Below are 23,989 nucleotides of genomic sequence, written 5' to 3' on the forward strand. Positions count from 1 at the left end.
TTGGTATGTATGTATCTTTGCCCTGTAAGGGCAAAAGCCCGTATGTGGTATTATGCCCTTACAGGGCGTAAGATTGTGTGGTACGGTTCATTCCCAGGGCGTTGCCCTGGGCTATAAGATGAAAGCCTTTCAAGCTTAAGCTGCGCTATACTATTAAGAAATTAAAGTCCGCGTTCATCCGCCTTATCCGCGTTATCCGCGTACCCATTTGATTCATATCCTAATAATCAGGAGCTAAATTCAACTCCTGATTCGCATAACTTAGTTTATACTATAAGGAAAAGATAATTCAGAGGGGTGTATGGTTTAGATATACGGACTATCTGTCATCCTGAGCTTGTCAAAGGATGACAGATACTACCGACTATCAAAAGCAGAACACTAAATTATCATTTCTCCTTTGAAACCGGCTCGTCTATATCTTCCTTGGTTTTATTGATTTCTTCTTTTGCTTCGTTCACACCTTCCTTGAAGCTCTTCACGCCTTTTCCGAGTCCCTTCATCAGTTCGGGGATTTTCTTACCACCAAACAACAACAGGATTAGCAAAGCAATGATGACCCATTCGGACCCACTGGGCAAAAAGCCTAATAAGAGTAAGTTTGTCATATCCGTAGTATTTTTTAATTTGATGCAAATATAATGGTTTCACTACAGATTACACAGATTTACACTGATTAAAACGAAAACTTTCTGCGCCAAGCCGAATATCCGGGAAGAGCATACAACTCACGGATGGACGGCTAATCCTGATAATACACCCGTTTCACCCGCATCGAGACACTCGTCAACACTTCGTAAGGGATAGTTTCGAGTATATCAGAAAGCACCGTAATGGGCAGATGGTCACCGAATATCTCTACCGTATCGCCCTCCTTACAGTTTATATCCGTCACGTCGATCATGCAGACATCCATACAGATATTGCCAACATAAGGCGCACGCTGCCCGTTCACCAGGCAATAAGCATGACCGTTACCAAGATGGCGGTTCAGCCCGTCGGCATACCCGATAGGCAATGCGGCAATGCGCGAATTACGCGTCAGGTGTCCCTTGCGGCTATATCCCACCGTATCTTCTTCGGGCACTTCACGTATTTGCAGGATGGTCGTTTTCAGCGTACTCACATTATTTATAATACTGTTGTCAATCGGGCTGATACCATACAGACCGATGCCCAGACGCACCATATCAAACTGCGCCCCCGGGAAACGCTCGATACCTGCCGAGTTGCAGATATGCCGCAGTATCTTATGCGGAAACGCCTCCTGCAATTGCATGGATGCCGCTTCAAACGCCTCGATCTGCCCACGTGTAAACGCATCAAACTGTGCCGCATCACTACCCACAAAGTGAGAGAACACCGAACGCGCGATCACCGCATTCTGGCTTTTCAAACGCTCAATAAGCCGTGGCATATCGTCGGCAGCGAATCCCAGGCGATGCATACCCGTATCCAGTTTGATATGAATAGGGAAATTAGTGATACCTTCCTTCTCCGCTTCCTTGATCAGCGCATCCAACAGATGAAAGCTATACACTTCCGGCTCCAGTTTATAGTCAAACATGGTCTTGAACGCCGTCATCTCGGGATTCATGATGATGATGCTTGCCGTGATGCCCGCCTTACGCAGTTCGGAACCTTCGTCCGCCACAGCCACCGCCAGATAATCGACATGATGTTCCTGCAACGTTTTGGCAATCTCATACGAACCGGCACCATAGGCAGAGGCTTTCACCATACATACCATCTTTGTCTCCGGCCTCAACCGGCTGCGATAATAGTTCAGGTTGGCTACCATGGCACCAAGATTCACCTCAAGAATCGTCTCGTGCACCTTCTTCTCCAGTTCTTCCGTCAAAGTGTCGAAGCCGAACTGACGGGCGCCTTTTATCAATATAATCTCATTTTCCAGTCGCAAGTCTCCACGCGAAATGGCGCGCAACAATGCCTCCGTATCAGGATAGAAAGCCTTTTCGATATCAAACCGTGCAGCACACGAAGAAATCTCACTCCCCACCCCTATGATACGCTCGATACCACGGCTGCCCACCAGTTGCGAAACCTTCCGGTAAAGCGTCGGTGCATTCTGCCCTGTCTCCAGTATATCTGAAAGGATCAGTGTACGTTTCAATCCGTTGCTCTGCGAACGGCGGTACAGAAAATCGAGCGCAATGTCCAGCGAAGCAAGGTCGCTGTTATAGCTATCATTTATCAGCAGGCAACCATTTTTGCCTTCCTTCACTTCCAGACGCATAGCCACCGGCTCCAGAGTCGTCATACGCTCCGTAATCTTCCCGGCAGGAAGCATCAGATAGAGGCAGGCCGCCAGACAGTTCAGAGAGTTCTCAATAGAAGCATCGTCAATGAAAGGCAGCATAAACGTATTGTCCATCTCCAGATAGCGGTAAGAGATGACCGTGCAATCCTCCTTCTTCTCCACCTTACTAATAAATAGAGGACGCTCCATATCCTTCCGGCTCCACGCTATCTCACGGGCACTGAGCATGGATTTCGCCACGCAGTTACTGATGAATTCATCGTCTCCGTTATAAATAACCACATCACAGTTTTTGAACAACGTCAGTTTCTCCATACATTTCTCTTGTAGAGAGAAGAAATTCTCCTGATGAGCACCACCAATATTGGTCAGTATGCCAATAGTAGGCTTGATGATATTCTGTAAGGCACGCATCTCTCCCATTTCCGAAATGCCTGCTTCAAAGATAGCAAGTTCGGATTGTTCGTTCATCTGCCAAACAGACAAAGGAACGCCAATCTGCGAGTTATAACTGCGTGGTGAACGGACAATCACCCGTTCAGGACTGAGCAATTGATGAAGCCACTCTTTCACAATGGTTTTTCCGTTGCTGCCCGTAATGCCGATTACCGGTATCTGGAACTGCTCCCGATGTTGCTCTGCCAACTTCTGCAAGGCCTTTAGGGGATCGGAAACCACTAAAAAATTGACAATTGACAATTGACAATTGACAATGGGCTGCGCACCGTCACGCTGCATAGAATTGTCAATTGTCAATTGTCCATTGTCAATTGCTTTAAGGGTTTCTTGGGTGACCACAAAGTTGCGGACGCCTCGGGAGTATAAATCAGGGATATAGCGGGCGCCGTCGTTGCGTTTGGTGGCCAAAGCAAAAAACAGCGTTTCTTCGGGGAAACTCAAGGAACGGCTGTCGGTCAGTAACCAGTCTATGGTTGCCGGCGCGTCCCCCACACGCCGTGCACCGATGCGTTCGGCTATTGTTTCAATTGTATATGACATATTTCTTTCTCGTTTTGGAAATCTAAGTACGGGTATTTTTTGTTAAGTCGGTCTATTTTTAACACAATTTGTCCTAAAAAACGCTTATGCTCGTCTGACTCCGGATGAAAAGGCTTGTGAGATAACGCTTTATTGATATTTTCACTTTCCTGCATAATCTCTAACGCATCCTCAGAGAGGCAGGTCTGCACAAACTTCTCCCATACGTAGCGCACCGCTTGGGGGGATGGGTGCACCATGTCGTCGGCATAAAAACGGTAGTCGCGCAGCTCGTCGAGCAAGAGTTCGTAGGCCGGAAAATAAAAGACATGTTCGGGAAAAGCAGCGTGCAGCTGGTCTATGGCAAGCAGAAGCGCAGCTTTGCTCAGTTGGTTGGCATGCATTCCGTCGCGTACATGCCGGATAGGGCTGACGGTAAGGATGACTTTCAGCTTCGGATTCCGGGCTATCAGGCCGGAGAACAGGGAAGTATAGTCCGATACTATTTCTTGCACGCTAAGGCGGCGACGGGTAAAGACAGACTCCGGTTGTTTATGACAGTTTGCCACAACGCGTCCTGTTTGTTCGTACACCCACGATGTGCCGAAAGTCAGCAGCAGACAGTTCAGCTGGTGGATGCGGGTATGCGCCGCTTGCAAACGGGTGTTGATGCGCCGCAAAGTTTCTTCTGCCGAAGTGGAAGAGAAATCTCCGTGATGCATCGGACTGTGCCAGCATTCACGGAAGAAGAACAAATCTTCTTCCGTATAAATCCGGCCCGACACCACCTCGCGCAAAGCTGCCGAAACCGACAGTGGATTGTAAAGGACTCCAAAAGGATTCACATCCGGACGAAACTTGGCGTCTGCCAGCAATGCACCGATATGGGTGGCAAAGCAAGACCCCATCAGCAGAAGTTCGTCCGACTGGACGAAACGGGGCAGGCCGGAAGGTAATTCAACGGGAGTAAAAAAGTTCATAATTCTCTGTTTACATCATCATATTTTTCCGGATAGAGAATTTCACAATAGCCATTGCCTGAATGGAAGAGAAAGGAACATCCATCGGTTCGTGGTGCGGATTGTAACTCACCAGCCTGATATACCCTTCTATGTCGGAACGATTCACGTATTTCACTGTCAGATACTCGTCGCCATCAATACAGAATGAAACCAGATACATTTCACCATAAATGACATTTCCGAAGCTGTTGATTTCCTTGAAACCTACGATGTCTCCCGACTTCAGGATGGGATACATGCTGTCTCCGCTGATGTAGACCGCACCGTCGCACACGGGAATACTGGGAATTTGTATTTTACCTACCACGTACTGCTGCTTGTTGGCAAGCAAGGTCCGCAGGTTAGCGGCAGCGGCGATATCATACAGCATCACAGTGCGGTCTTTCAGCGCATCGGAAGTTTCCGACTGAGGGATGAGGGGCTTCTTTCCCAGCAATAGCCAGTTATAGTCCACATCTTTCAATTTACTCAGTAACAACGGAAAGTCTATACTATTTCGCGCAACCCAGTTACTAAGTGTAGAACGCGACACCCCCAGATAAGCAGCCAGGTCAGCATCGGTTTTAAAGTTCAATACACGTTTGGCGCGCTTCACAATGTCTGCTACATTAAACAAGAGATCTTTTTCTTTTTCCATTTTAAATCAAGTTCTAAAGGCATGCGTTTTCTATACGAAAATCCAATTTATATTTGCCGCAGCAAAACTAATCAATTTGTTTCTAAACAAACAAACAAAAGTATGAAAGTTACGAAAAAGCAGTATGAACTTCTTTCATAGCCCAATCAGAATAGAAGAAAATCGGCAAAATGTCCTCATCCGCAAAACTCCGAAGAAGTTAAAGAGCCGGGGATTGAGTTTTTTTTGGAGAAAAAGGAAATACCTTCCGTTTTCTTTTACTAATTTTGCAATTTGTAATCCTCAGAACAGAGATGAAGACAGAGACAACAACATATAACTTGCTGAATTCCATTTTCAACCCCGAAGACCTGCGTAAACTTAGTGTTGAGCAACTTCCGGAAGTTTGCAAAGAATTGCGGCAAGACATTATAAAAGAAGTTTCGTGCAACCCGGGACACTTTGCAGCCAGTCTGGGGACGGTAGAACTGACCGTCGCCCTGCACTATGTGTTCAATACCCCCTACGACCGCATTGTGTGGGACGTAGGCCATCAGGCTTATGGACACAAGATACTGACCGGACGCAGGGAAACATTCTCTACAAACCGGAAATTCAAAGGTATACGTCCATTCCCCTCTCCCGACGAAAGTGACTATGACACTTTCACTTGCGGACATGCATCCAATTCCATTTCAGCTGCGCTGGGCATGGCAGTGGCCGCCGCCGAAAAGGGCGAAGAAGACCGCCATGTGGTCGCCATAATCGGCGATGGTTCGATGAGCGGCGGTCTGGCTTTCGAGGGTTTGAACAACGCCTCCACCACATCAAACAATCTCCTCATTATCCTCAACGATAATGACATGGCGATTGACCGCAGTGTAGGTGGCATGAAACAGTATTTGTTCAATCTGACGACTTCCAACCGCTATAACCAGTTGCGTTTCAGAATATCAAAAATGCTCTTCAAGGTAGGTATCCTCAACGAGAACCGCCGCAAGGCACTGATTCGCTTTGGCAATAGCCTGAAATCGATAGCTGCCCAACAACAGAATATTTTCGAAGGAATGAATATCCGCTACTTCGGTCCTATCAACGGACACGATGTAGTAAATATCGCACGGATTCTGCGGGATATAAAGGATATGAAAGGCCCGAAAATCCTGCATCTGCACACCATCAAAGGAAAAGGTTTCAAACCCGCCGAAATAGCACCGGGCATCTGGCATGCACCGGGCAAGTTCGATCCCGAAACCGGCGAACGCTTCATGGCAGATACACACAACCTGCCCCCACTCTTTCAGGACGTGTTCGGCGAAACCCTTGTGGAACTCGCCAAACAGAATCCACGCATTGTCGGTGTCACCCCTGCCATGCCTACAGGCTGCTCCATGAACATGCTGATGCAAGCAATGCCCGACCGCGCTTTCGACGTAGGCATTGCCGAAGGACATGCCGCCACCTTCTCGGGTGGTATGGCGAAGGAAGGAATGCAACCGTTCTGCAACATCTATTCCTCGTTCATGCAGCGCGCTTACGACAATGTAATTCACGATATTGCCATTCTCAAACTTCCCGTCGTGCTCTGCCTTGACCGCGCCGGACTGGTAGGTGAAGACGGACCGACACACCACGGTGTGTTCGACCTGGCATACTTCCGCCCCGTACCCAACCTGACCATATCCTCACCCATGAACGAGCACGAGTTGCGCCGCCTGATGTACACGGCGCAACTGCCGGACAAGGGTCCGTTCGTCATCCGTTACCCGCGTGGACGGGGTGTGCTGACGGACTGGCAATGCCCGCTGGAAGAAATACCCGTAGGCAAAGGACGCAAGCTGAAAGAGGGTAAAGACCTTGCTGTCATCACCCTCGGCCCAATAGGTAATGTAGCCTCAAAGGCCATAGAACAGGCAGAAAAAGAAAAGAATATCTCAATAGCACATTATGACCTGCGTTTCCTCAAGCCTTTGGATGAGGAGATGCTGCACGAAATAGGACGCTCATTTTCCCGCATCGTCACCATTGAAGACGGCATACGAAAAGGCGGCATGGGGACTGCCATTCTGGAATTTATGTCGGATAATGGATATACACCACATGTGGAACGCATAGGTGTACCGGACCAATTCATCGAGCACGGAACGGTACAGCAATTATATCACGTGTGCGGAATGGATGAAGAAGGGATAATGGCTACGATCAGTAAGTAAAAAGAACATAAAATGGCTACAATTTGTTGCCAGTTGAAAGAGTAATAGAAAAGCAATGAAGATTATTATTGCCGGTGCCGGCGCAGTAGGCACACACTTGGCAAAATTGCTGTCCCGCGAGAAACAGGACATCATACTGATGGACGACAACGAGGAAAGGTTGAGTACGCTCAGTTCCAACTTTGACTTGATGACGGTTACGGCATCACCCACTTCCATTCAGGGATTGAAGGAGGTAGGGGCTAAAGAGGCGGACTTGTTCATAGCCGTCACTCCTGATGAAAGCCGTAACATAACTGCCTGTATGCTCGCCACCAATCTGGGTGCGAAGAAAACCGTTGCCCGCATCGACAATTATGAATATCTCCTGCCCAAGAATAAGGAGTTCTTCCAGAAACTGGGCGTTGACTCGCTGATTTATCCCGAAATGCTTGCCGCCAAAGAAATCGTATCTTCCATACGCATGAGTTGGGTGCGCCAGTGGTGGGAGTTCTGCGGCGGGTCACTGATACTGATCGGTACCAAGATGCGCGAAAAGGCGGAGATACTGGATATTCCCTTGCACCAGCTCGCCGGAACGGATAAGCCCTACCACGTGGTAGCCATCAAACGCGGCAATGAAACACTCATCCCCCGGGGTGACGATGTTATCAAACTGCACGACATTGTTTACTTCACCACCACCCGCAAGTACGTACCTTATATACGTAAGATAGCCGGTAAAGAAGATTATGCCGACGTGCGCAACGTGATGATTATGGGCGGAAGCCGCATTGCCGTGCGCACCGCACAATATGTGCCCGACTATATGCAGGTGAAGATTATAGATAACGACCTGAACCGTTGCAACCGTCTGACGGAAATTCTTGACGACAAAGTAATGATTATCAACGGCGACGGACGGGACATGGACTTACTAATCGAAGAAGGTCTGAAAAATACGGAGGCTTTTGTTGCCCTGACGGACAATTCGGAAACTAACATTCTCTCCTGCCTTGCCGCCAAGCGCATGGGCGTCAGCAAGACGGTGGCGGAAGTGGAAAACATAGATTATATAGGTATGGCGGAAAGCCTCGACATCGGTACGGTAATCAACAAGAAAATGATTACCGCCAGCCACATCTATCAGATGATGCTGGATGCTGACGTCAGCAACGTGAAGTGCCTGACATTTGCCAATGCCGACGTTGCGGAATTCACCGTGAAAGCCGGTTCCAAAATCACCAAACATCAGGTGAAAGACCTCGGACTGCCAAAGGGAACCACTATCGGAGGATTAATCCGCCAGGGCGAAGGTGTCGTGGTGATGGGTAATACACAGATATTGCCGGGCGACCATGTGGTGGTATTCTGCCTGAATATGATGATTAAAAAGATTGAGAAATACTTTAATTAGTTGAGAGTTGATTAATTTCAAAACGGTTATACGGATTATCGGCATCCTCCTGTTGCTGGAGACAGTGATGCTGTTGATTTGCTCGGGGGTTTCATTCTATTATCAGGATGAAGCTCTGGTGGACTTTTGGGTGTCGGCAGGTATTACAGCAGGTGTCGGGCTGCTTCTGGCAATCATGGGCAAGGGCGGTAACCGCCAATTGACACGCAGAGATGGCTATGTACTTGTCAGCTTCGCCTGGGTGGCATTTTCTCTTTTCGGCATGCTGCCGTTCTATATCAGCGGATATATCCCCAGCATTACCAACGCTTTCTTTGAAACCATGTCCGGTTTCAGCAGCACAGGTGCCACGATACTGGACGATATTGAAGCATTGCCTCACGGACTGCTCTTCTGGCGCAGCATGACGCAATGGATAGGTGGTTTGGGAATTATCATGTTCACCATCGCCATACTTCCGATATTCGGTGTCAGCGGTTTGCAGGTATTCGCCGCCGAAGCCAGTGGTCCGACACACGACAAGGTACACCCGCGCATCGGCATCACCGCCAAATGGATTTGGAGTATCTACGCAGGTATCACCTGTATTCTCGTTGCCCTGTTGATGCTGGGCGGAATGAATTGGTTCGATAGTGTTTGCCACGCCTTCGCCACTACCGGAACGGGTGGATTTTCAACCAAACAGGCCAGTGTAGCCTATTATAACTCTCCGTATATCGAATACGTCATATCCATCTTCATGTTTATTTCGGGCATCAACTTCACATTGCTGCTGTTCTTCGTCAACCGAAAATTCAAGAAGGTCATCAATGATGCCGAATTGAAATGGTACTTCTGGTCGGTGGTGCTGTTCACCGGAGTAATCGCCGTGATACTTTATTATTCCAAACCTATGGGAATGGAAGAGTCGTTCCGCCAATCACTGTTCCAAGTGATTTCACTGCATACCTCCACCGGATTTGCTACTGCCGACTATATGCTATGGCCTGCTGTGACGTGGGGACTGCTGACCATCGTCATGCTAATGGGTGCCTGTGCGGGCAGTACGACGGGCGGTTTAAAATGTATCCGTATGGTTATCCTCGGCAAAGTGGCCCGCAATGAGTTCAAGCATATCCTTCACCCGAATGCGATATTGCCGGTACGGCTCAACAAACAGGTGATTTCACCTTCCGTGCAATCTACCGTGCTGGCTTTCTGCTTTATATATGCGGTAATCATCATTATCAGCGTACTGATTATGATGGGACTGGGCATCGGATTTGTAGAATCCGTGGGCTGCGTGGTTTCCAGTATCGGCAATATGGGTCCCGGTCTGGGAGAAACGGGTCCTGCTTTTTCATGGAATGCATTGCCCGATATGGCGAAATGGCTGCTGGCTTTCCTCATGCTCCTGGGACGCCTCGAACTGTTCACCGTATTGCTGCTTTTCACCCCCGAATTCTGGAAGAGGAGTTGATGGAAGGTCAAAAAGTGCTAAAAAATGAACATTTTGACATCTCTGTATAACAAAATAGCCAATAATTGTTATACATTTGCAGCCGAATGAAAAAGTAGTTGTATGAAACAGTGTATAAAATACCTCATGATCCTCTTACTCGGCGTATTGCTGTACGACGGTGCAGCGCAAGCGGCGGGTATATCATGCACTTTCATACGCAACAATGACGATGAGCGCTGTATCTTGTCTCAAGCCCCTACTTCACATCAACAGAACATCCGTAACATCTATAACCGTTTCCTTTCCACATCTCTTTATATAGATAATGTGGACAGTACGCAAGTGCCCGGCAACAAGAGCGTCCTGCTATTACTGAATTACTTCCGGATGCGTTGGCTGGCGGAGTCTCCAGCCTGTGGTTCATTGTTGCATGCCTCTTTCTATCCTGTGCCCGATCCGCTCTCTTACTATGTCTTCGGGCTGAGAAAGATAATCATTTGATAAAATAAGTCGGGCAGACTGCAAAGTTTGCCAAAGTCCGTCGAAGGCGATTCAGAGGGATTGCTCCTTTCGGCCAACTATCCTATTATATACATCTAAAAGATAATTAGATTTATGAATTTTACTTTGTTAGTAGTCGTCTTGCTGACGGCAATTGCTTTCGTGGGTATTGTTATCGCACTGTCCAAGGCGATATCACCCCGTTCGTACAATCCACAGAAGATGGAAGCGTACGAGTGCGGTATTCCTACCCGTGGTAAATCATGGATGCAATTCCGGGTGGGTTACTACCTGTTTGCCATCCTGTTTCTGATGTTCGATGTGGAAACAGTATTCCTGTTCCCGTGGGCGGTTATAGCCCGTGACCTGGGAATAGCGGGATTACTCAGTATCTTATTTTTCTTACTCATCCTCGTATTAGGACTTGCCTATGCATGGCGGAAAGGAGCATTGGAATGGAAATAAAGAAAAAGCCAAAAATAAAATCTATCCCGTATGAAGAATTTACGGATAATGAAACGTTGGAGAAACTCGTTCGCGAACTTAATGCCGGAGGTGCAAACGTTGCCCTCGGTGTGCTGGACGACTTCATCAACTGGGGACGCAGCAATTCGCTGTGGCCGCTTACGTTTGCAACAAGTTGTTGCGGTATCGAGTTCATGGCACTGGGTGCCGCGCGCTATGACATGGCGCGCTTCGGATTTGAAGTAGCCCGTGCCAGTCCGCGACAGGCAGATATGATTATGGTGTGCGGAACTATTACGAATAAGATGGCACCTGTACTGAAACGTTTGTACGACCAGATGCCCGACCCGAAATACGTGGTTGCCGTGGGGGGATGCGCCGTCAGTGGCGGACCGTTCAAGAAATCATACCATGTGGTGAACGGGGTTGACAAGGTTTTGCCGGTGGATGTATACATCCCGGGATGCCCGCCTCGTCCGGAAGCATTCTATTACGGTATGATGCAGTTGCAACGCAAAGTGAAGATAGAGAAATTCTTCGGCGGAGTGAATAGAAAAGAACCCAAACCGAAAGAGGAGACAGAAAAATAATCAGAATATGGATAATATACGATTTATAAAACCTGCGGACTTACATGCCGAAATGCTCCGTTTGCGTCGCGAAGAGCAGATGGACTTCCTGAAATGCCTGAGTGGTATGGATTGGGGAGAACCCGCCGAGGGTGATGCACCGGACACTCCACGTGGACTGGGTATTGTCTACCTGCTGGAATCCACCGTCACCGGCAAACAGGCAGCAGTGCGCACCGCCACCCTGGACCGCGAAAATCCTGAATTGCCCAGTGTCAGCGACATCTGGAAGGCAGCAGACTTCAATGAGCGTGAAGTATATGACTTTTACGGCATCGTCTTCATAGGACATCCCGATATGCGCCGCCTCTACCTGCGTAACGACTGGGTAGGCTACCCCATGCGTAAAGATAATGACCCCGAAAAGGATAATCCGCTGCGCATGGACAATGAAGAAACCATAGATACCACCACCGAACTGGAACTGAACCCGGACGGTACGGTGAAGAATAAAGAGCTCATACTCTTCGGCGACGAAGAATATGTGGTGAACATCGGTCCGCAGCACCCCGCAACACACGGTGTAATGCGTTTCCGTGTATCATTGGAGGGTGAAACCATTGATAAGATAGATGCCAACTGTGGATACATCCACCGGGGTATCGAAAAGATGTGCGAAAGCCTTACCTACCCGCAGACGCTGGCACTGACCGACCGCCTTGATTATTTGGGCGCTCATCAGAATCGCCATGCCCTGTGTTCGTGCATCGAGCAGGCAATGGGTATTGAAGTGAGCGACCGCGTGAAGTACATCCGCACCATCATGGACGAGTTGCAACGTATCGACTCGCACTTGCTGTTCTACTCTTGTCTGGCAATGGACCTCGGTGCCTTGACCGCTTTCTTCTACGGTTTCCGCGACCGCGAGAAGATACTCGACATCTTTGAGGAAACCTGTGGCGGACGCCTCATCATGAACTACAACACCATCGGTGGTGTGCAGGCCGACCTGCATCCCAACTTCCAGAAACGGGTGAAAGAGTTTATCCCTTACCTGCGTGGTATCATCCACGAATATCACTTGGTGTTCACCGGCAACATCATCGCCCAGCAACGTCTGAAAGGCGTAGGTCTGCTGAGCCGCGAAGATGCCATCGCCTTCGGAGCTACGGGCGGCACAGGACGTGCCAGCGGCTGGGCTTGCGACGTGCGCAAACGTCATCCGTACGGAGTATATGACAAGGTGGACTTCAAGGAAATTGTCTACACCGAAGGCGACTCATGGGCACGCTACATGGTTCGTATGGACGAAATCATGGAAAGCATGAATATCATCGAGCAACTCATCGACAACATCCCCGAAGGTCCCTACCAAGAGAAGATGAAACCCATTATCCGCGTACCGGAAGGACAGTATTACACTGCCGTAGAGGGTAGCCGTGGCGAGTTCGGCGTCTTCCTGGAAAGTCACGGTGACAAAACGCCTTACCGCCTGCACTTCCGCTCCACGGGATTGCCATTGGTGAGCGCCGTAGATACCATCTGTCGCGGGGCAAAGATTGCCGACCTGATTGCCATAGGTGGAACGCTGGACTATGTAGTTCCGGATATTGATAGGTAGTGTAAATGAAGAATGATGAATTAAGAATGAAGAATTAAAGAGTGCAACAATACAGCACAATTTTCTACCTCTTAATTCGTAAGTCTGATAAATAATTAAATAAAAGAATGAATACGCCATCATCCGCATGGTAATTCTTCATTCTTCATTATTAATTCTTAATTTAAACAACGTGTTTGACTTTAGTATAGTAACCAACTGGATTCACCAGACGCTGACTTCCTTCATGCCGGAAGGTCTGGCGATATTCCTCGAATGTGTAGTGATAGGCGTATGCATCATTCTGATGTATGCCGTACTCGCCATCATTCTTATTTATATGGAGCGCAAGATATGTGCTTTCTTCCAATGCCGCCTCGGTCCGAACCGTGTGGGTAAATGGGGGAGCATCCAGGTCATCTGCGACGTGTTGAAGATGCTCACCAAAGAGATCTTCACTCCGAAGGAAGCCGACCGTTTCCTCTATAACCTGGCGCCGTTCATGGTGATTATCGCCTCGTTCCTGACGTTCGCCTGTCTGCCTGTCAATAAGGGTATGGAAGTGCTGGACTTCAATGTAGGTGTGTTTTTCCTGCTGGCAGCATCCAGCATCGGTGTATTAGGTATTTTGCTGGCAGGCTGGAGTTCCAACAACAAGTTCTCTCTTATCGGTGCCATGCGAAGCGGAGCACAGATCATCTCGTATGAATTGTCCGTAGGATTGAGCATATTGACGATGGTAGTGCTGATGGGAACCATGCAGTTCTCCGAAATCGTTGAAGGACAGGCCGACGGCTGGTTCATCTTCAAGGGACATATCCCGGCAGTGATTGCCTTTATCATCTACCTGATTGCCGGAAACGCTGAATGTAACCGTGGACCGTTCGACTTGCCGGAAGCAGAAAGCGAATTGACGGCTGGGTACCACACCGAATATAGCGGTATGCACTTCGGTTTCTTCTATCTGGCCGAATACCTGAACCTGTTCATCGTGGCCAGTGTGGCTGCCACCATCTTCCTGGGCGGCTGGATGCCGTTGCACATTGCAGGACTGGATGGCTTCAACGCTGTAATGGATTATATTCCGGGCTTTGTCTGGTTCTTTGGTAAGGCATTCTTCGTAGTGTTCCTGCTGATGTGGATTAAGTGGACATTCCCCCGCTTGCGTATCGACCAGATTCTGGCGCTGGAATGGAAGTACCTGGTACCTATTTCAATGGTGAACCTCATCATCATGGTACTGATTGTTGTATTTAAACTACACTTTTAGCCGACGTAGCGCCGGGGCAGGGTTTCCTTTCGGACCGGCGTAGCGCCGGGGCAGGATTTCCCTTCGGATAAATTAAATATAAAGAGATAATGAAAGATAAGAACGAAACATATAGTTATTTGGGCGGACTGGTGCATGGCATCGGCTCCTTGCTGACGGGTATGAAAACTACCATGACCGTCTTCTGCCGCCGGAAAGTGACGGAGCAATACCCCGAGAACCGTGCGACATTGAAGATGTTCGACCGCTTCCGTGGTTCGCTGACCATGCCTCATAACGACCAGAACGAGCATCGCTGCGTAGCGTGCGGACTGTGCCAGATGGCATGCCCCAACGATACCATCACGGTGACGAGTGAAATGATAGAGACTGAAGACGGCAAGAAAAAGAAGATATTGGCAAAGTATGAATACGACCTCGGTTCGTGCATGTTCTGCCAGCTCTGTGTCACAGCTTGCCCGCACGATGCGATTACGTTCGATACCGGCTTTGAACATGCGGTGTTCGACCGCACGAAATTAGTGAAGACACTGAATCATCCGGGCAGTCACGTTGTAGAGAAAAAGAAACCGGAGTAACTCCATTCCCCTCCTCCAGGGAGGAGGGGTGCCCACAGGGCGGGGTGGTAGGTAGAAACATAAAGATAAATCATTCTTTAAAAAGAACTTCCCTTCCTACCACCTCCCCCTTCGGGTACTCCTCCTCCCTGAAGGAGGAGAACGGAGATAGAATTAAGAAATAATAAAGTTAAAAGAATATGGAAATAACCCTTGAAACCGTAGTATTCTACTTTCTGGCAGTGTTCATCACCGCGTGTTCCATTCTCACCGTGACCACACGCCATATGGTACGCTCGGCAACGTATCTGCTGTTCACGCTTTTCGGCACGGCAGGCATCTACTTCCTGCTGGGCTACACATTCCTGGGATCGGTACAAATCATGGTTTATGCCGGCGGTATAGTTGTACTCTACGTCTTCTCCATCCTGCTGACCAGTGGCGAAGGAGACCGTACTATCGACAAGTTGAAGCGTAGCAAACTGCTGGCCGGCCTGGGTGCCACCGTGGTGGGAGCCATCATCGTAGTGTTTATCACGCTGAAACATAAGTTTATCGTCACCACCGACCTTGCACCGTTGGAAACCAATATTAAAACCATTGGAAACGCCATGCTGAGTAGTGATAAATATGGTTATCTACTTCCCTTCGAGGCCATCAGTATCCTGCTGCTGGCATGTATCGTAGGCGGACTGGTGATTGCACGTAAACGGTGATGACAAGCAAATGAAAGAATGAATAATGAAAGAATGAAAGGCCGATGCAGCATCATCGCACCGCTTTAATTCTTTAATTATTAATTATTAATTTAAAACGCAGTTTTACATGATACACATGGAATATTATCTGATAGTTTCGGCTATCATGTTTTTCGCCGGTATCTACGGGTTCTTCACCCGCCGCAACACACTGGCCATACTGATCAGCATCGAGTTGATACTGAACGCTACTGACATCAATTTCGCAGTGTTCAACCGTTTCCTTTTCCCCGGCGGACTGGAAGGGTATTTCTTTGCCCTGTTCTCCATTGCCATCTCAGCAGCCGAAACGGCAGTAGCTATCGCGATTATGATTAACATCTACCGTAATATACGAAGCATCCAGGTCGGCAAACTGGACGAGTTGAAGTGGTAGTTTGTGAGCGGCGTGTTACACCTCCTGACGCGATGACCGTCAGATAACAAGAATAATAACTGATAAAATAAAGTATATATGGAATATACAATTCTAATCCTGCTCCTCCCCTTGCTCTCCTTCCTCACGTTGGGAATCGGTGGCAAATGGATGACGCACCGGACGGCAGGCATCATCGGTACCACGGTATTGGCTGTGGTGACCGTATTGAGTTATGCCACTGCCTGGCAATATTTCTCCGCTCCGCGCCTGGCGGATGGTACCTTCGACACACTTATGCCTTATAATGTGACGTGGCTGCCTTTCACCGAGACGCTGAGCATCGACCTGGGTATTTTGCTCGACCCTATTTCAGTGATGATGCTTATTGTCATCTCCACCGTATCGCTGATGGTACATGTCTACTCTTTCGGCTATATGAAGGGTGAACGCGGGTTCCAACGTTATTATGCATTCCTCAGCCTGTTCACCATGTCTATGCTTGGTCTGGTGGTGGCTACTAATATCTTCCAGATGTACCTGTTTTGGGAGTTGGTGGGTGTTTCATCCTATCTGCTCATCGGTTTCTACTATACGAAGCCGTCCGCTGTTGCGGCAAGCAAAAAGGCGTTCATCGTTACCCGCTTTGCCGACCTGGGCTTCCTGATCGGTATCCTTGTTTACGGTTATTATGCCGGCACATATACCTTCCAGCCCAGCGAAATGGCATTGCTGAAAGGTGGCGCAGCGATGATTCCCCTGGCCCTCGGGCTGATGTTCATCGGTGGTGCCGGAAAGAGTGCGATGTTCCCGTTGCACATCTGGTTGCCGGATGCTATGGAAGGTCCTACGCCTGTCAGCGCATTGATTCATGCGGCTACAATGGTAGTGGCCGGAGTTTACCTGGTGGCGCGGATGTTCCCGCTGTTCATCGGTTATGCACCGGATGTGCTGCATTTGGTGGCTTACATCGGAGCATTCACGGCATTTTATGCCGCTTCGGTAGCCTGCGTGCAGAGTGACATCAAGCGGGTGCTTGCATTCTCTACAATCTCACAGATTGGTTTCATGATGGTGGCACTGGGAGTTTGTACTTCTGCCGATCCGCATCATGGAGGTTTGGGATATATGGCGGGGATGTTCCACCTATTTACACATGCCATGTTCAAGGCGTTGCTCTTCCTCGGTGCAGGTAGCATTATCCATGCGGTACACAGCAACGAGATGTCTGCTATGGGTGGGCTGCGCAAGTACATGCCTGTGACACACATCACGTTCCTGATTGCGTGTCTTGCCATTGCAGGTATTCCCCCGTTCTCCGGTTTCTTCTCCAAAGATGAGATATTGACGGCATGCTTCCAGTTCAGCCCTGTCATGGGTTGGATTATGACAGTGATTGCGGCAATGACGGCGTTCTATATGTTCCGTCTTTACTACGGTATCTTCTGGGGTAAAGAGAACAAGGAACTCCATGCTGAGCACACGCCCCATGAAAGCCCGTTAGCGATGACTTTCCCGTTGATGTTCCTTGCCGTTGTAACTATCGTGGCAGGTTTTATCCCCTTCGGAAAGTTCATTTCTTCCAACGGCACAGCCTACGAGATTCATCTCGATTGGGCGGTAGCGGGTACCAGTATTGCCGTAGCCGTTGTCTCCATCGCGATTGCCACGGCCATGTATGCACGGGCGAAACAACCCGTTGCCAATGCACTTGCCCGCCGCTTCCGTGGGTTGTGGACGGCTGCTTATCATCGTTTCTACATTGATGATATATACCAGTTCATCACCCACAAGATTATCTTCGGTTGCATCTCCCGCCCCATCGCCTGGTTCGACCGCCACGTAGTGGACGGCTTCTTCAACTTCCTTGCCTGGAGTGCCAATGCCACCAGTGATGAGATACGCGGTTTGCAAAGCGGACAGATTCAACAATACACCTATGTATTCCTGTTGGGTACATTGGCACTGATTCTGCTGTTGGTGCTGTAGTAGAGAAATGTCAATCGTAATTCGTAAATAGTAAAAACGCAATATAAAGATGAACATATTAAGTATTTTTGTTCTCATCCCCCTGCTGATGCTCCTTGGCCTTTGGCTGAGCCGCAATCTCAAGCAGATACGCACGGTGATGGTGGTAGGTGCATCGGCACTGGTGCTGGCCGCAGTAGGTCTGACCATTGCCTACCTGCAAGCCCGTGCCGCCGGAGACACTGCCGAAATGCTTTTCCGCGCAGATGTACCCTGGTATCCGGCACTTAACATACATTATTCTGTCGGTGTAGACGGCATCTCAGTAGCCATGTTGTTGCTTTCCGCCATCATCGTCTTCACCGGAACATTTGCCTCCTGGCGTCTGCAACCGCTGACGAAAGAATATTTCCTTTGGTTCACCCTGCTCTCCCTCGGAGTATTCGGCTTCTTCATTTCCACGGACCTGTTCACCATGTTCATGTTCTATGAAGTAGCGCTTATCCCGATGTACCTGCTTATCGGCGTATGGGGTAGCGGACGCAAAGAATATTCAGCCATGAAACTGACGCTGATGCTGATGGGTGGTTCCGCCTTCCTGCTGATTGGCATCCTCGGTATCTATTACGGTGCCGGTGCCACAAGCATGAACCTGCTGGACATTGCCGCATTGCACAATATCCCCATCGAGCAGCAACGTATCTGGTTCCCGCTTACGTTCCTCGGTTTCGGTGTGCTGGGTGCCCTGTTCCCGTTCCATACATGGAGCCCCGACGGTCACGCTTCAGCGCCTACTGCCGTAAGTATGCTTCACGCCGGTGTGTTGATGAAACTGGGTGGTTACGGTTGTTTCCGTATCGCCATGTATCTGATGCCCGAAGCTGCACAGGAACTGGGCTGGATTTTCCTGATACTGACAGGTATCTCCGTTGTCTACGGTGCTTTCTCGGCTTGCGTACAAACGGACTTGAAGTATATCAATGCGTACTCCTCCGTATCTCACTGCGGTCTTGTACTTTTCGCCATCCTGATGATGAACCAGACCGCCTGCACAGGTGCCGTCCTGCAAATGCTCAGCCACGGATTGATGACAGCCTTGTTCTTTGCCCTTATCGGTATGATATACGGCCGTACCCACACACGTGACGTACGCGAGCTTTCGGGATTGATGAAAATCATGCCTTTCCTCGCCGTCTGCTACGTCATTGCCGGACTTGCCAACCTCGGACTTCCGGGCCTCAGCGGTTTCGTTGCCGAAATGACTATCTTCAACGGTGCTTTCCAGCATGCAGATGTTTTCCACCGCACATGGACGATTATCGCCTGTACCAGTATCGTGATTACTGCTGTTTATATTCTCCGTCTTGTCGGCAAGATACTTTACGGCACCTGCACCAACAAGCACCATCTGGCACTGACCGACGCTACCTGGGATGAACGCACTGCCGTCATTATCCTCATTGTTTGCGTTGCAGGCTTGGGTATTGCCCCGTTGTGGATAAGTACGATGATTGGAGACAGCGTATTGCCTTTGGTGAGTATATTTCAATAACTTATAACTAATAACTCATAACTCAACAAGATATGGATTATTCCCAATTTCTCATTCTCAAAGAAGAGCTTTCGCTGATAGCCGTCATCGTTATCCTCTTCGTGGCCGACCTTTTCATGAGCCCCGATGCGCATAAGAAAGATGGTAACCCACGGCTCAACACCATGCTGCCTGTCGTGTTGCTCACGATACACACGCTGATTACTATCATACCCGGCCCGGCTACCGATGCTTTCGGCGGCATGTACCACAATGCACCGATACAAAGCATCGTGAAGTCTATTCTCAGTGTCGGTACGCTGATTGTCTTCCTGATGGCACACGAGTGGCTGAAACTGCCGGACACCATCATCAAACAAGGTGAATTCTATATGCTGACGCTTTGCACACTGCTGGGTATGTACTTCATGATTTCCGCCGGACACTTCCTGATGTTCTTCATCGGACTGGAAACAGCAAGTATTCCGATGGCCGCACTGGTGGCTTTCGATAAATACCGTCACCACTCCGCCGAAGCAGGCGCTAAGTATATTCTTACGGCACTTTTCTCCAGTGGTTTGCTGTTGTATGGTCTTTCATTGATTTACGGTACGGTAGGTACCCTCTATTTCGATGACATTCCGGCCCACCTGACCGGTAGTCCTCTGCAAATCATGGCATTCGTATTCTTCTTCTCCGGCATGGGCTTCAAGCTTTCCCTTGTTCCCTTCCACCTCTGGACGGCAGACGTTTACGAAGGTGCTCCGAGTACCGTGACCGCCTATCTGAGCGTTATTTCAAAAGGTGCGGCTGCTTTCGTGCTGCTGACCATCCTGATTAAAGTATTTGCTCCGATGATAGACCAATGGCAGGAAGTGCTCTATTGGGTTATTATCGCCTCTATCACCCTTGCCAACCTCTTTGCCCTGCGCCAGGAGAACCTGAAACGACTGATGGCGTTCTCCAGTATCTCACAGGCAGGTTACATTATGCTGGGTGTGATTGGCGGTAGTGCACAAGGCATGACGTCACTGGTATATTATGTACTTATCTATATGTTCGCCAACCTCTCCGTGTTCACGGTGATTACGATTATCGCCTTGCGCGCCCATCGCTTCACCCTCGAAGAGTATAACGGACTGTACAGCACCAATCCCAAGTTAGCATTCCTCATGACGCTTGCTTTATTCTCACTGGCAGGTATTCCTCCGTTTGCAGGCTTCTTCTCGAAGTTCTTCATTTTCGCGGCAGCCTTCAACAGCGGTTTCCATCTGTTGGTGTTCATTGCCTTGGTTAATACTGTGTTGTCACTCTATTACTATCTGAAGATTGTGAAGTCCATGTATATCAACAAGAGTGATGAGCCTATCGCCGCTTTCCGCAGCGATAACTACACGCGTGCCAGTCTTGTCATCTGTACGCTCGGCATCATTGTATTGAGCTTTGCAAGCGTGGTTTATCAGCACATCGACAAGTTCTCGTTCGGACTATAAACAAACTGTTTAATTCTTATTTCACTAAAGTGTGTACCGGATGGATAAAATCTCCGGTACACATTTTTTTTATTCCAGCGGCAGGATAAACCAGAATGTCGAACCTTTCCCCAGCTCACTATTCACCCCAATCTTGCCACCCAACTGCTCGATGATGCTCTTGCTGATGGAAAGTCCCAGTCCTGTGCCCTGCACAAAAGAGTTCAGTTTAATGAAACGATCGAAGACTTTGTTACAGGCTTCGGGAGCAATGCCGATGCCCGTATCTGCCACATATACCCGCAAATGCTTTTCGTCCGGCTTATCGTAGCCGATCCGGATGCTGCCCGTGGTGGTGAACTTAATGGCATTATTTATAAAGTTGGAAACTACCTGATGCAAGCGGTTAGGGTCGCTGACGATGACGCATTGCGGCAAAGTCGGCTCAAAAACAAGCTCCACTCCCGGTTTCACTCTCAACTGCATGGAGCGTGCAAGGTCTCCGCACAAGGTGTTGATGTCGAAATCCCTGAATTTAAAGTCAAAGGTTCCCGCCTCTATTTTCGACAAGTCCAGAATATCTGAAATCAGTTGAAGCAACAGTTCGTTATTCTCTTCCACCATCTTGGCGTATTCACGCTTTTCTTCCGAATCTTCCGTCTCCACCAGTAAGCTTGAGAAGCCGACAATGGCATTCAGCGGCGTACGTATCTCGTGGCTCATATTTGCCAGGAATGCACTCTTCAGGCGGTCGGACTCTTCCGCTTTCTCCTTGGCTTCAATCAGCTTTTGTTCCGTTTCCTTCAACTCAGTGATATCGTAGTTGACACCGATTAATTCAATCAGTCCATTCGCCGGGTCGTAGCGGTTGAGCACTACATTCACGCGCACCCAGTTCCATTTATTCAGTGTTCCGGCCTTTAGCACACGCATTTCACTCTTGAAGCTCGTAGCTTCCCCTTTCTTGGCTTTATCGAAGAAGTCCAATATACGCGCCCTGTCTTCCGGATGCATCTTATCATAAACGCCTACCACATCTGCCAATGGCGTGTCTTCATCCTCACCCATATTCTTATACCATTGTTTGATGGCATACCCCTCACGAGTGAGCAGGTTCAACTTGGCATAACCCACCTTGGCATAGTCGGAAATCAACAGGAAGAAGTTTTCAAAGTCACGGATGCGGTTAATGGAACTTATCCTTTCCGTATTATCGATGTTGATGAGTACAAAACCACTGCAACAGCCTTTGCTGTCGTATATCTTGCTTACTTTGGTGTAGAGTTCTATCCCACCCTTTCTTACCGATTCATAATAGTTACTAATCGAAGCGAACTCATAGTCCTGCGAAAAGTCCAGTTCATCTTCTATCTTGACTCTTTCACGTATATCCATCGGCACATTCGGATTATCGTAAAAGTTCACGCCGAGTGTGCTTGCCTTATCCTTGACGCCGAATATTTCCAGGTCTTTATTATTGAGGTCGATCAAGAATCCATCTTTATCATAGAATTCCACGCCTACCGGAATGTTGGAGAAGAGATTACGCAATAGTTTTTCACTATGGTCCAACGCCGTATACGTCTGCCGCATTTCAGTGACATCCATGTAGAGGCAAACCAATTCTTCCGGGTCGGGCGAATAGATGACACAGTGGCAAGTCTTGCCAGACAATTCAAAGTACTCGTCCTGTTCCCTATACGTATTTCTGTTGTGTATCTCGGCAAGGACTTTCATTTTCTCAGCCAGTCTTTCTTCCGAGTAAATCTCCGAAGCCAGATGCCCCCGGTAGCTATCCAGTGGTGCACCGCATAATTCAGCACTAAACTGGTTGGCATCCGTGATGAGATAATCAATCGGTTTGCCTCCCTCACCGAAAATAACGGAAAGGCGTACATACCCCATGGGCATATACTTGTACAGGTTGCGCAGGAAAGAACGCTCACGTTCCGCCTCATCCCTGGCACGGCGCAGATTGATACAGATGCTGATGATATTGGCAAGGGAAGAGAACCACTGATAATCCTCATTACTCCATCTGTGCTCCTGCTCTACCAGGTCGATGCCTATATATCCCCAGATGCGTTCGGTATTTCGTAAAGGAATTACCATCAATGATTTAATATCTTGTATAGACAGTATATAACGTTCCTGTTTTGCATTCTCCGGCAGTTCGGATAAAGAGTTCAGCAAGATGGGTTTATCCGCCAATATCTGGCTGTGCCACCATTCTATTTCGCGGGTGTCAGTGTCTTGCAACAGTTCAATTTCCGGAGATACTCCTTTTGCAACTACCTCGTATGTGCAACTCTGGGTATGGCACTCATCATCATATTCAAAGATATATACACGTCCGCCATGAAAAAGTTCCAGCACATCTTTCAGTACTTTCGGGATAACCTCGTCCAGGCATTTATCTTTCAGGAAATTGCGCAGGGAATTCGATACGGAGTGTTGCCGGAACAGCAAAGCGTTGAATTGCTTCAGAATATCCGTAGACTCCATATTCTCCGGTGCATCAACCACCTGGAGAATACCGAAAGCTTTCAGGTGCCCGTCTTCCGTCGTCCACTTCTCTCCCAGGCGGGAGCGAACCCAAACCACCCCATGCATGGCAAGGATAGGAAACGTTTGTTCGTACACCTCAACTTCTTCTATTGAGACGAACTCACGACTGATACGTTCACGGTAATCTTCACGAATATACATTCCGAAGTCACGGAACGTCAGGATATTCCCTTTCATACCCAGTAAATTACATACATACTCAGAACATAGGTAATCCCGGGTAGTAAAGTCAGCTTCCCACCACCCTATCTGTCCGATAGCAGAGAGTCGACGAAAGCGTTCCGATTCTTGTGAATGTGAAGAAACAGCACTCATATCAATGTCTATTAAGATTCTAAATAGCGCAAAGATAACGTTTACTTCTTGAATTTGTTCCTATTCATATCAACAAAAAGAGTAGTTAGTAGCAAGTAGTTAGTAGAATAGCC

General features: G+C 48.6%; 19 protein-coding genes. 14 read left to right on the plus strand and 5 right to left on the minus strand.

The window, feature by feature from the left end; genetic code table 11:
• Positions 1-389 precede the first annotated feature (389 nt).
• The 4 genes from BUC01_RS02520 to BUC01_RS02535 form a co-directional block, all read right to left on the minus strand.
• Positions 390-608, minus strand: coding sequence for a Sec-independent protein translocase subunit TatA/TatB (locus BUC01_RS02520; protein ID WP_025834874.1), 219 nt, complete (start codon positions 606-608; stop codon positions 390-392).
• Between the two features lie 134 nt (positions 609-742).
• Positions 743-3,280: a bifunctional UDP-N-acetylmuramoyl-tripeptide:D-alanyl-D-alanine ligase/alanine racemase gene (locus BUC01_RS02525; protein WP_073312625.1), complete on the minus strand. Its 2,538-nt coding sequence runs from the start codon at positions 3,278-3,280 to the stop codon at positions 743-745.
• Positions 3,256-4,239 carry a GSCFA domain-containing protein gene (locus BUC01_RS02530; RefSeq protein ID WP_073312627.1) on the minus strand — a complete coding sequence of 328 codons (984 nt, stop codon included), beginning with the start codon at positions 4,237-4,239 and terminating at the stop codon, positions 3,256-3,258. Before BUC01_RS02530 ends, BUC01_RS02525 begins: the two co-directional genes overlap by 25 nt.
• 10 nt (positions 4,240-4,249) lie before the next feature.
• Positions 4,250-4,918, minus strand: a complete 669-nt coding sequence (locus tag BUC01_RS02535) for a LexA family transcriptional regulator (RefSeq protein WP_025834876.1) — start codon at positions 4,916-4,918, stop codon at positions 4,250-4,252.
• A 293-nt stretch (positions 4,919-5,211) separates the two neighbouring features.
• Here BUC01_RS02535 and dxs point away from each other — a divergent pair, with 293 nt between their 5' ends.
• The 14 genes from dxs to BUC01_RS02605 all read left to right on the plus strand — a co-directional run bounded on the left by dxs (position 5,212) and on the right by BUC01_RS02605 (position 21,014).
• Positions 5,212-7,110: a 1-deoxy-D-xylulose-5-phosphate synthase gene (dxs, locus tag BUC01_RS02540; RefSeq protein WP_073312674.1), complete on the plus strand. Its 1,899-nt coding sequence runs from the start codon at positions 5,212-5,214 to the stop codon at positions 7,108-7,110.
• Between the two features lie 55 nt (positions 7,111-7,165).
• Positions 7,166-8,506, plus strand: a complete 1,341-nt coding sequence (trkA, locus tag BUC01_RS02545) for a Trk system potassium transporter TrkA (protein WP_025834877.1) — start codon at positions 7,166-7,168, stop codon at positions 8,504-8,506.
• Positions 8,507-8,513: 7 nt separating this feature from the next.
• On the plus strand, positions 8,514-9,965 hold the full coding sequence (locus BUC01_RS02550; protein ID WP_025834879.1) for a TrkH family potassium uptake protein: 1,452 nt from the start codon (positions 8,514-8,516) through the stop codon (positions 9,963-9,965).
• Positions 9,966-10,067: 102 nt separating this feature from the next.
• On the plus strand, positions 10,068-10,448 hold the full coding sequence (locus tag BUC01_RS02555) for a hypothetical protein (RefSeq protein WP_025834881.1): 381 nt from the start codon (positions 10,068-10,070) through the stop codon (positions 10,446-10,448).
• Between the two features lie 114 nt (positions 10,449-10,562).
• A complete protein-coding gene (locus BUC01_RS02560) occupies positions 10,563-10,913 on the plus strand; it encodes an NADH-quinone oxidoreductase subunit A (protein ID WP_007666958.1) in 351 nt (116 codons plus the stop codon).
• Positions 10,904-11,503, plus strand: coding sequence for an NADH-quinone oxidoreductase subunit B (locus tag BUC01_RS02565; protein ID WP_009131728.1), 600 nt, complete (start codon positions 10,904-10,906; stop codon positions 11,501-11,503). The genes BUC01_RS02560 and BUC01_RS02565 overlap by 10 nt, the downstream gene beginning before the upstream one ends.
• Before the next feature lie 7 nt (positions 11,504-11,510).
• Entirely contained in the window at positions 11,511-13,103 is a 1,593-nt protein-coding gene (locus BUC01_RS02570; RefSeq protein WP_025834885.1) for an NADH-quinone oxidoreductase subunit D, read from the plus strand.
• Between the two features lie 172 nt (positions 13,104-13,275).
• Positions 13,276-14,352, plus strand: a complete 1,077-nt coding sequence (gene nuoH / locus BUC01_RS02575; RefSeq protein WP_025834886.1) for an NADH-quinone oxidoreductase subunit NuoH — start codon at positions 13,276-13,278, stop codon at positions 14,350-14,352.
• 89 nt (positions 14,353-14,441) lie between these two features.
• Positions 14,442-14,930, plus strand: coding sequence for a 4Fe-4S binding protein (locus tag BUC01_RS02580; RefSeq protein WP_025834888.1), 489 nt, complete (start codon positions 14,442-14,444; stop codon positions 14,928-14,930).
• Positions 14,931-15,109: 179 nt separating this feature from the next.
• Positions 15,110-15,625: an NADH-quinone oxidoreductase subunit J family protein gene (locus BUC01_RS02585; RefSeq protein ID WP_025834890.1), complete on the plus strand. Its 516-nt coding sequence runs from the start codon at positions 15,110-15,112 to the stop codon at positions 15,623-15,625.
• A gap of 109 nt (positions 15,626-15,734) precedes the next feature.
• A complete protein-coding gene (nuoK, locus tag BUC01_RS02590; protein ID WP_025834892.1) occupies positions 15,735-16,043 on the plus strand; it encodes an NADH-quinone oxidoreductase subunit NuoK in 309 nt (102 codons plus the stop codon).
• Positions 16,044-16,121: 78 nt separating this feature from the next.
• Positions 16,122-18,011, plus strand: coding sequence for an NADH-quinone oxidoreductase subunit L (gene nuoL, locus BUC01_RS02595; RefSeq protein WP_025834893.1), 1,890 nt, complete (start codon positions 16,122-16,124; stop codon positions 18,009-18,011).
• Between the two features lie 49 nt (positions 18,012-18,060).
• Positions 18,061-19,542 (plus strand): complex I subunit 4 family protein, encoded by a 1,482-nt coding sequence (locus BUC01_RS02600; protein ID WP_073312629.1) that lies wholly within the window; start codon positions 18,061-18,063, stop codon positions 19,540-19,542.
• A 32-nt stretch (positions 19,543-19,574) separates the two neighbouring features.
• A complete protein-coding gene (locus BUC01_RS02605; protein WP_073312631.1) occupies positions 19,575-21,014 on the plus strand; it encodes an NADH-quinone oxidoreductase subunit N in 1,440 nt (479 codons plus the stop codon).
• A gap of 69 nt (positions 21,015-21,083) precedes the next feature.
• On the opposite strand, the gene BUC01_RS02610 is transcribed toward BUC01_RS02605, so the two are convergent.
• Entirely contained in the window at positions 21,084-23,876 is a 2,793-nt protein-coding gene (locus tag BUC01_RS02610) for a sensor histidine kinase (RefSeq protein ID WP_073312632.1), read from the minus strand.
• Positions 23,877-23,989 lie beyond the last annotated feature (113 nt).

Origin of the sequence: Bacteroides stercorirosoris, assembly GCF_900142015.1 — a bacterium.
Taxonomy (GTDB): Bacteria; Bacteroidota; Bacteroidia; order Bacteroidales; family Bacteroidaceae; genus Bacteroides; species Bacteroides stercorirosoris.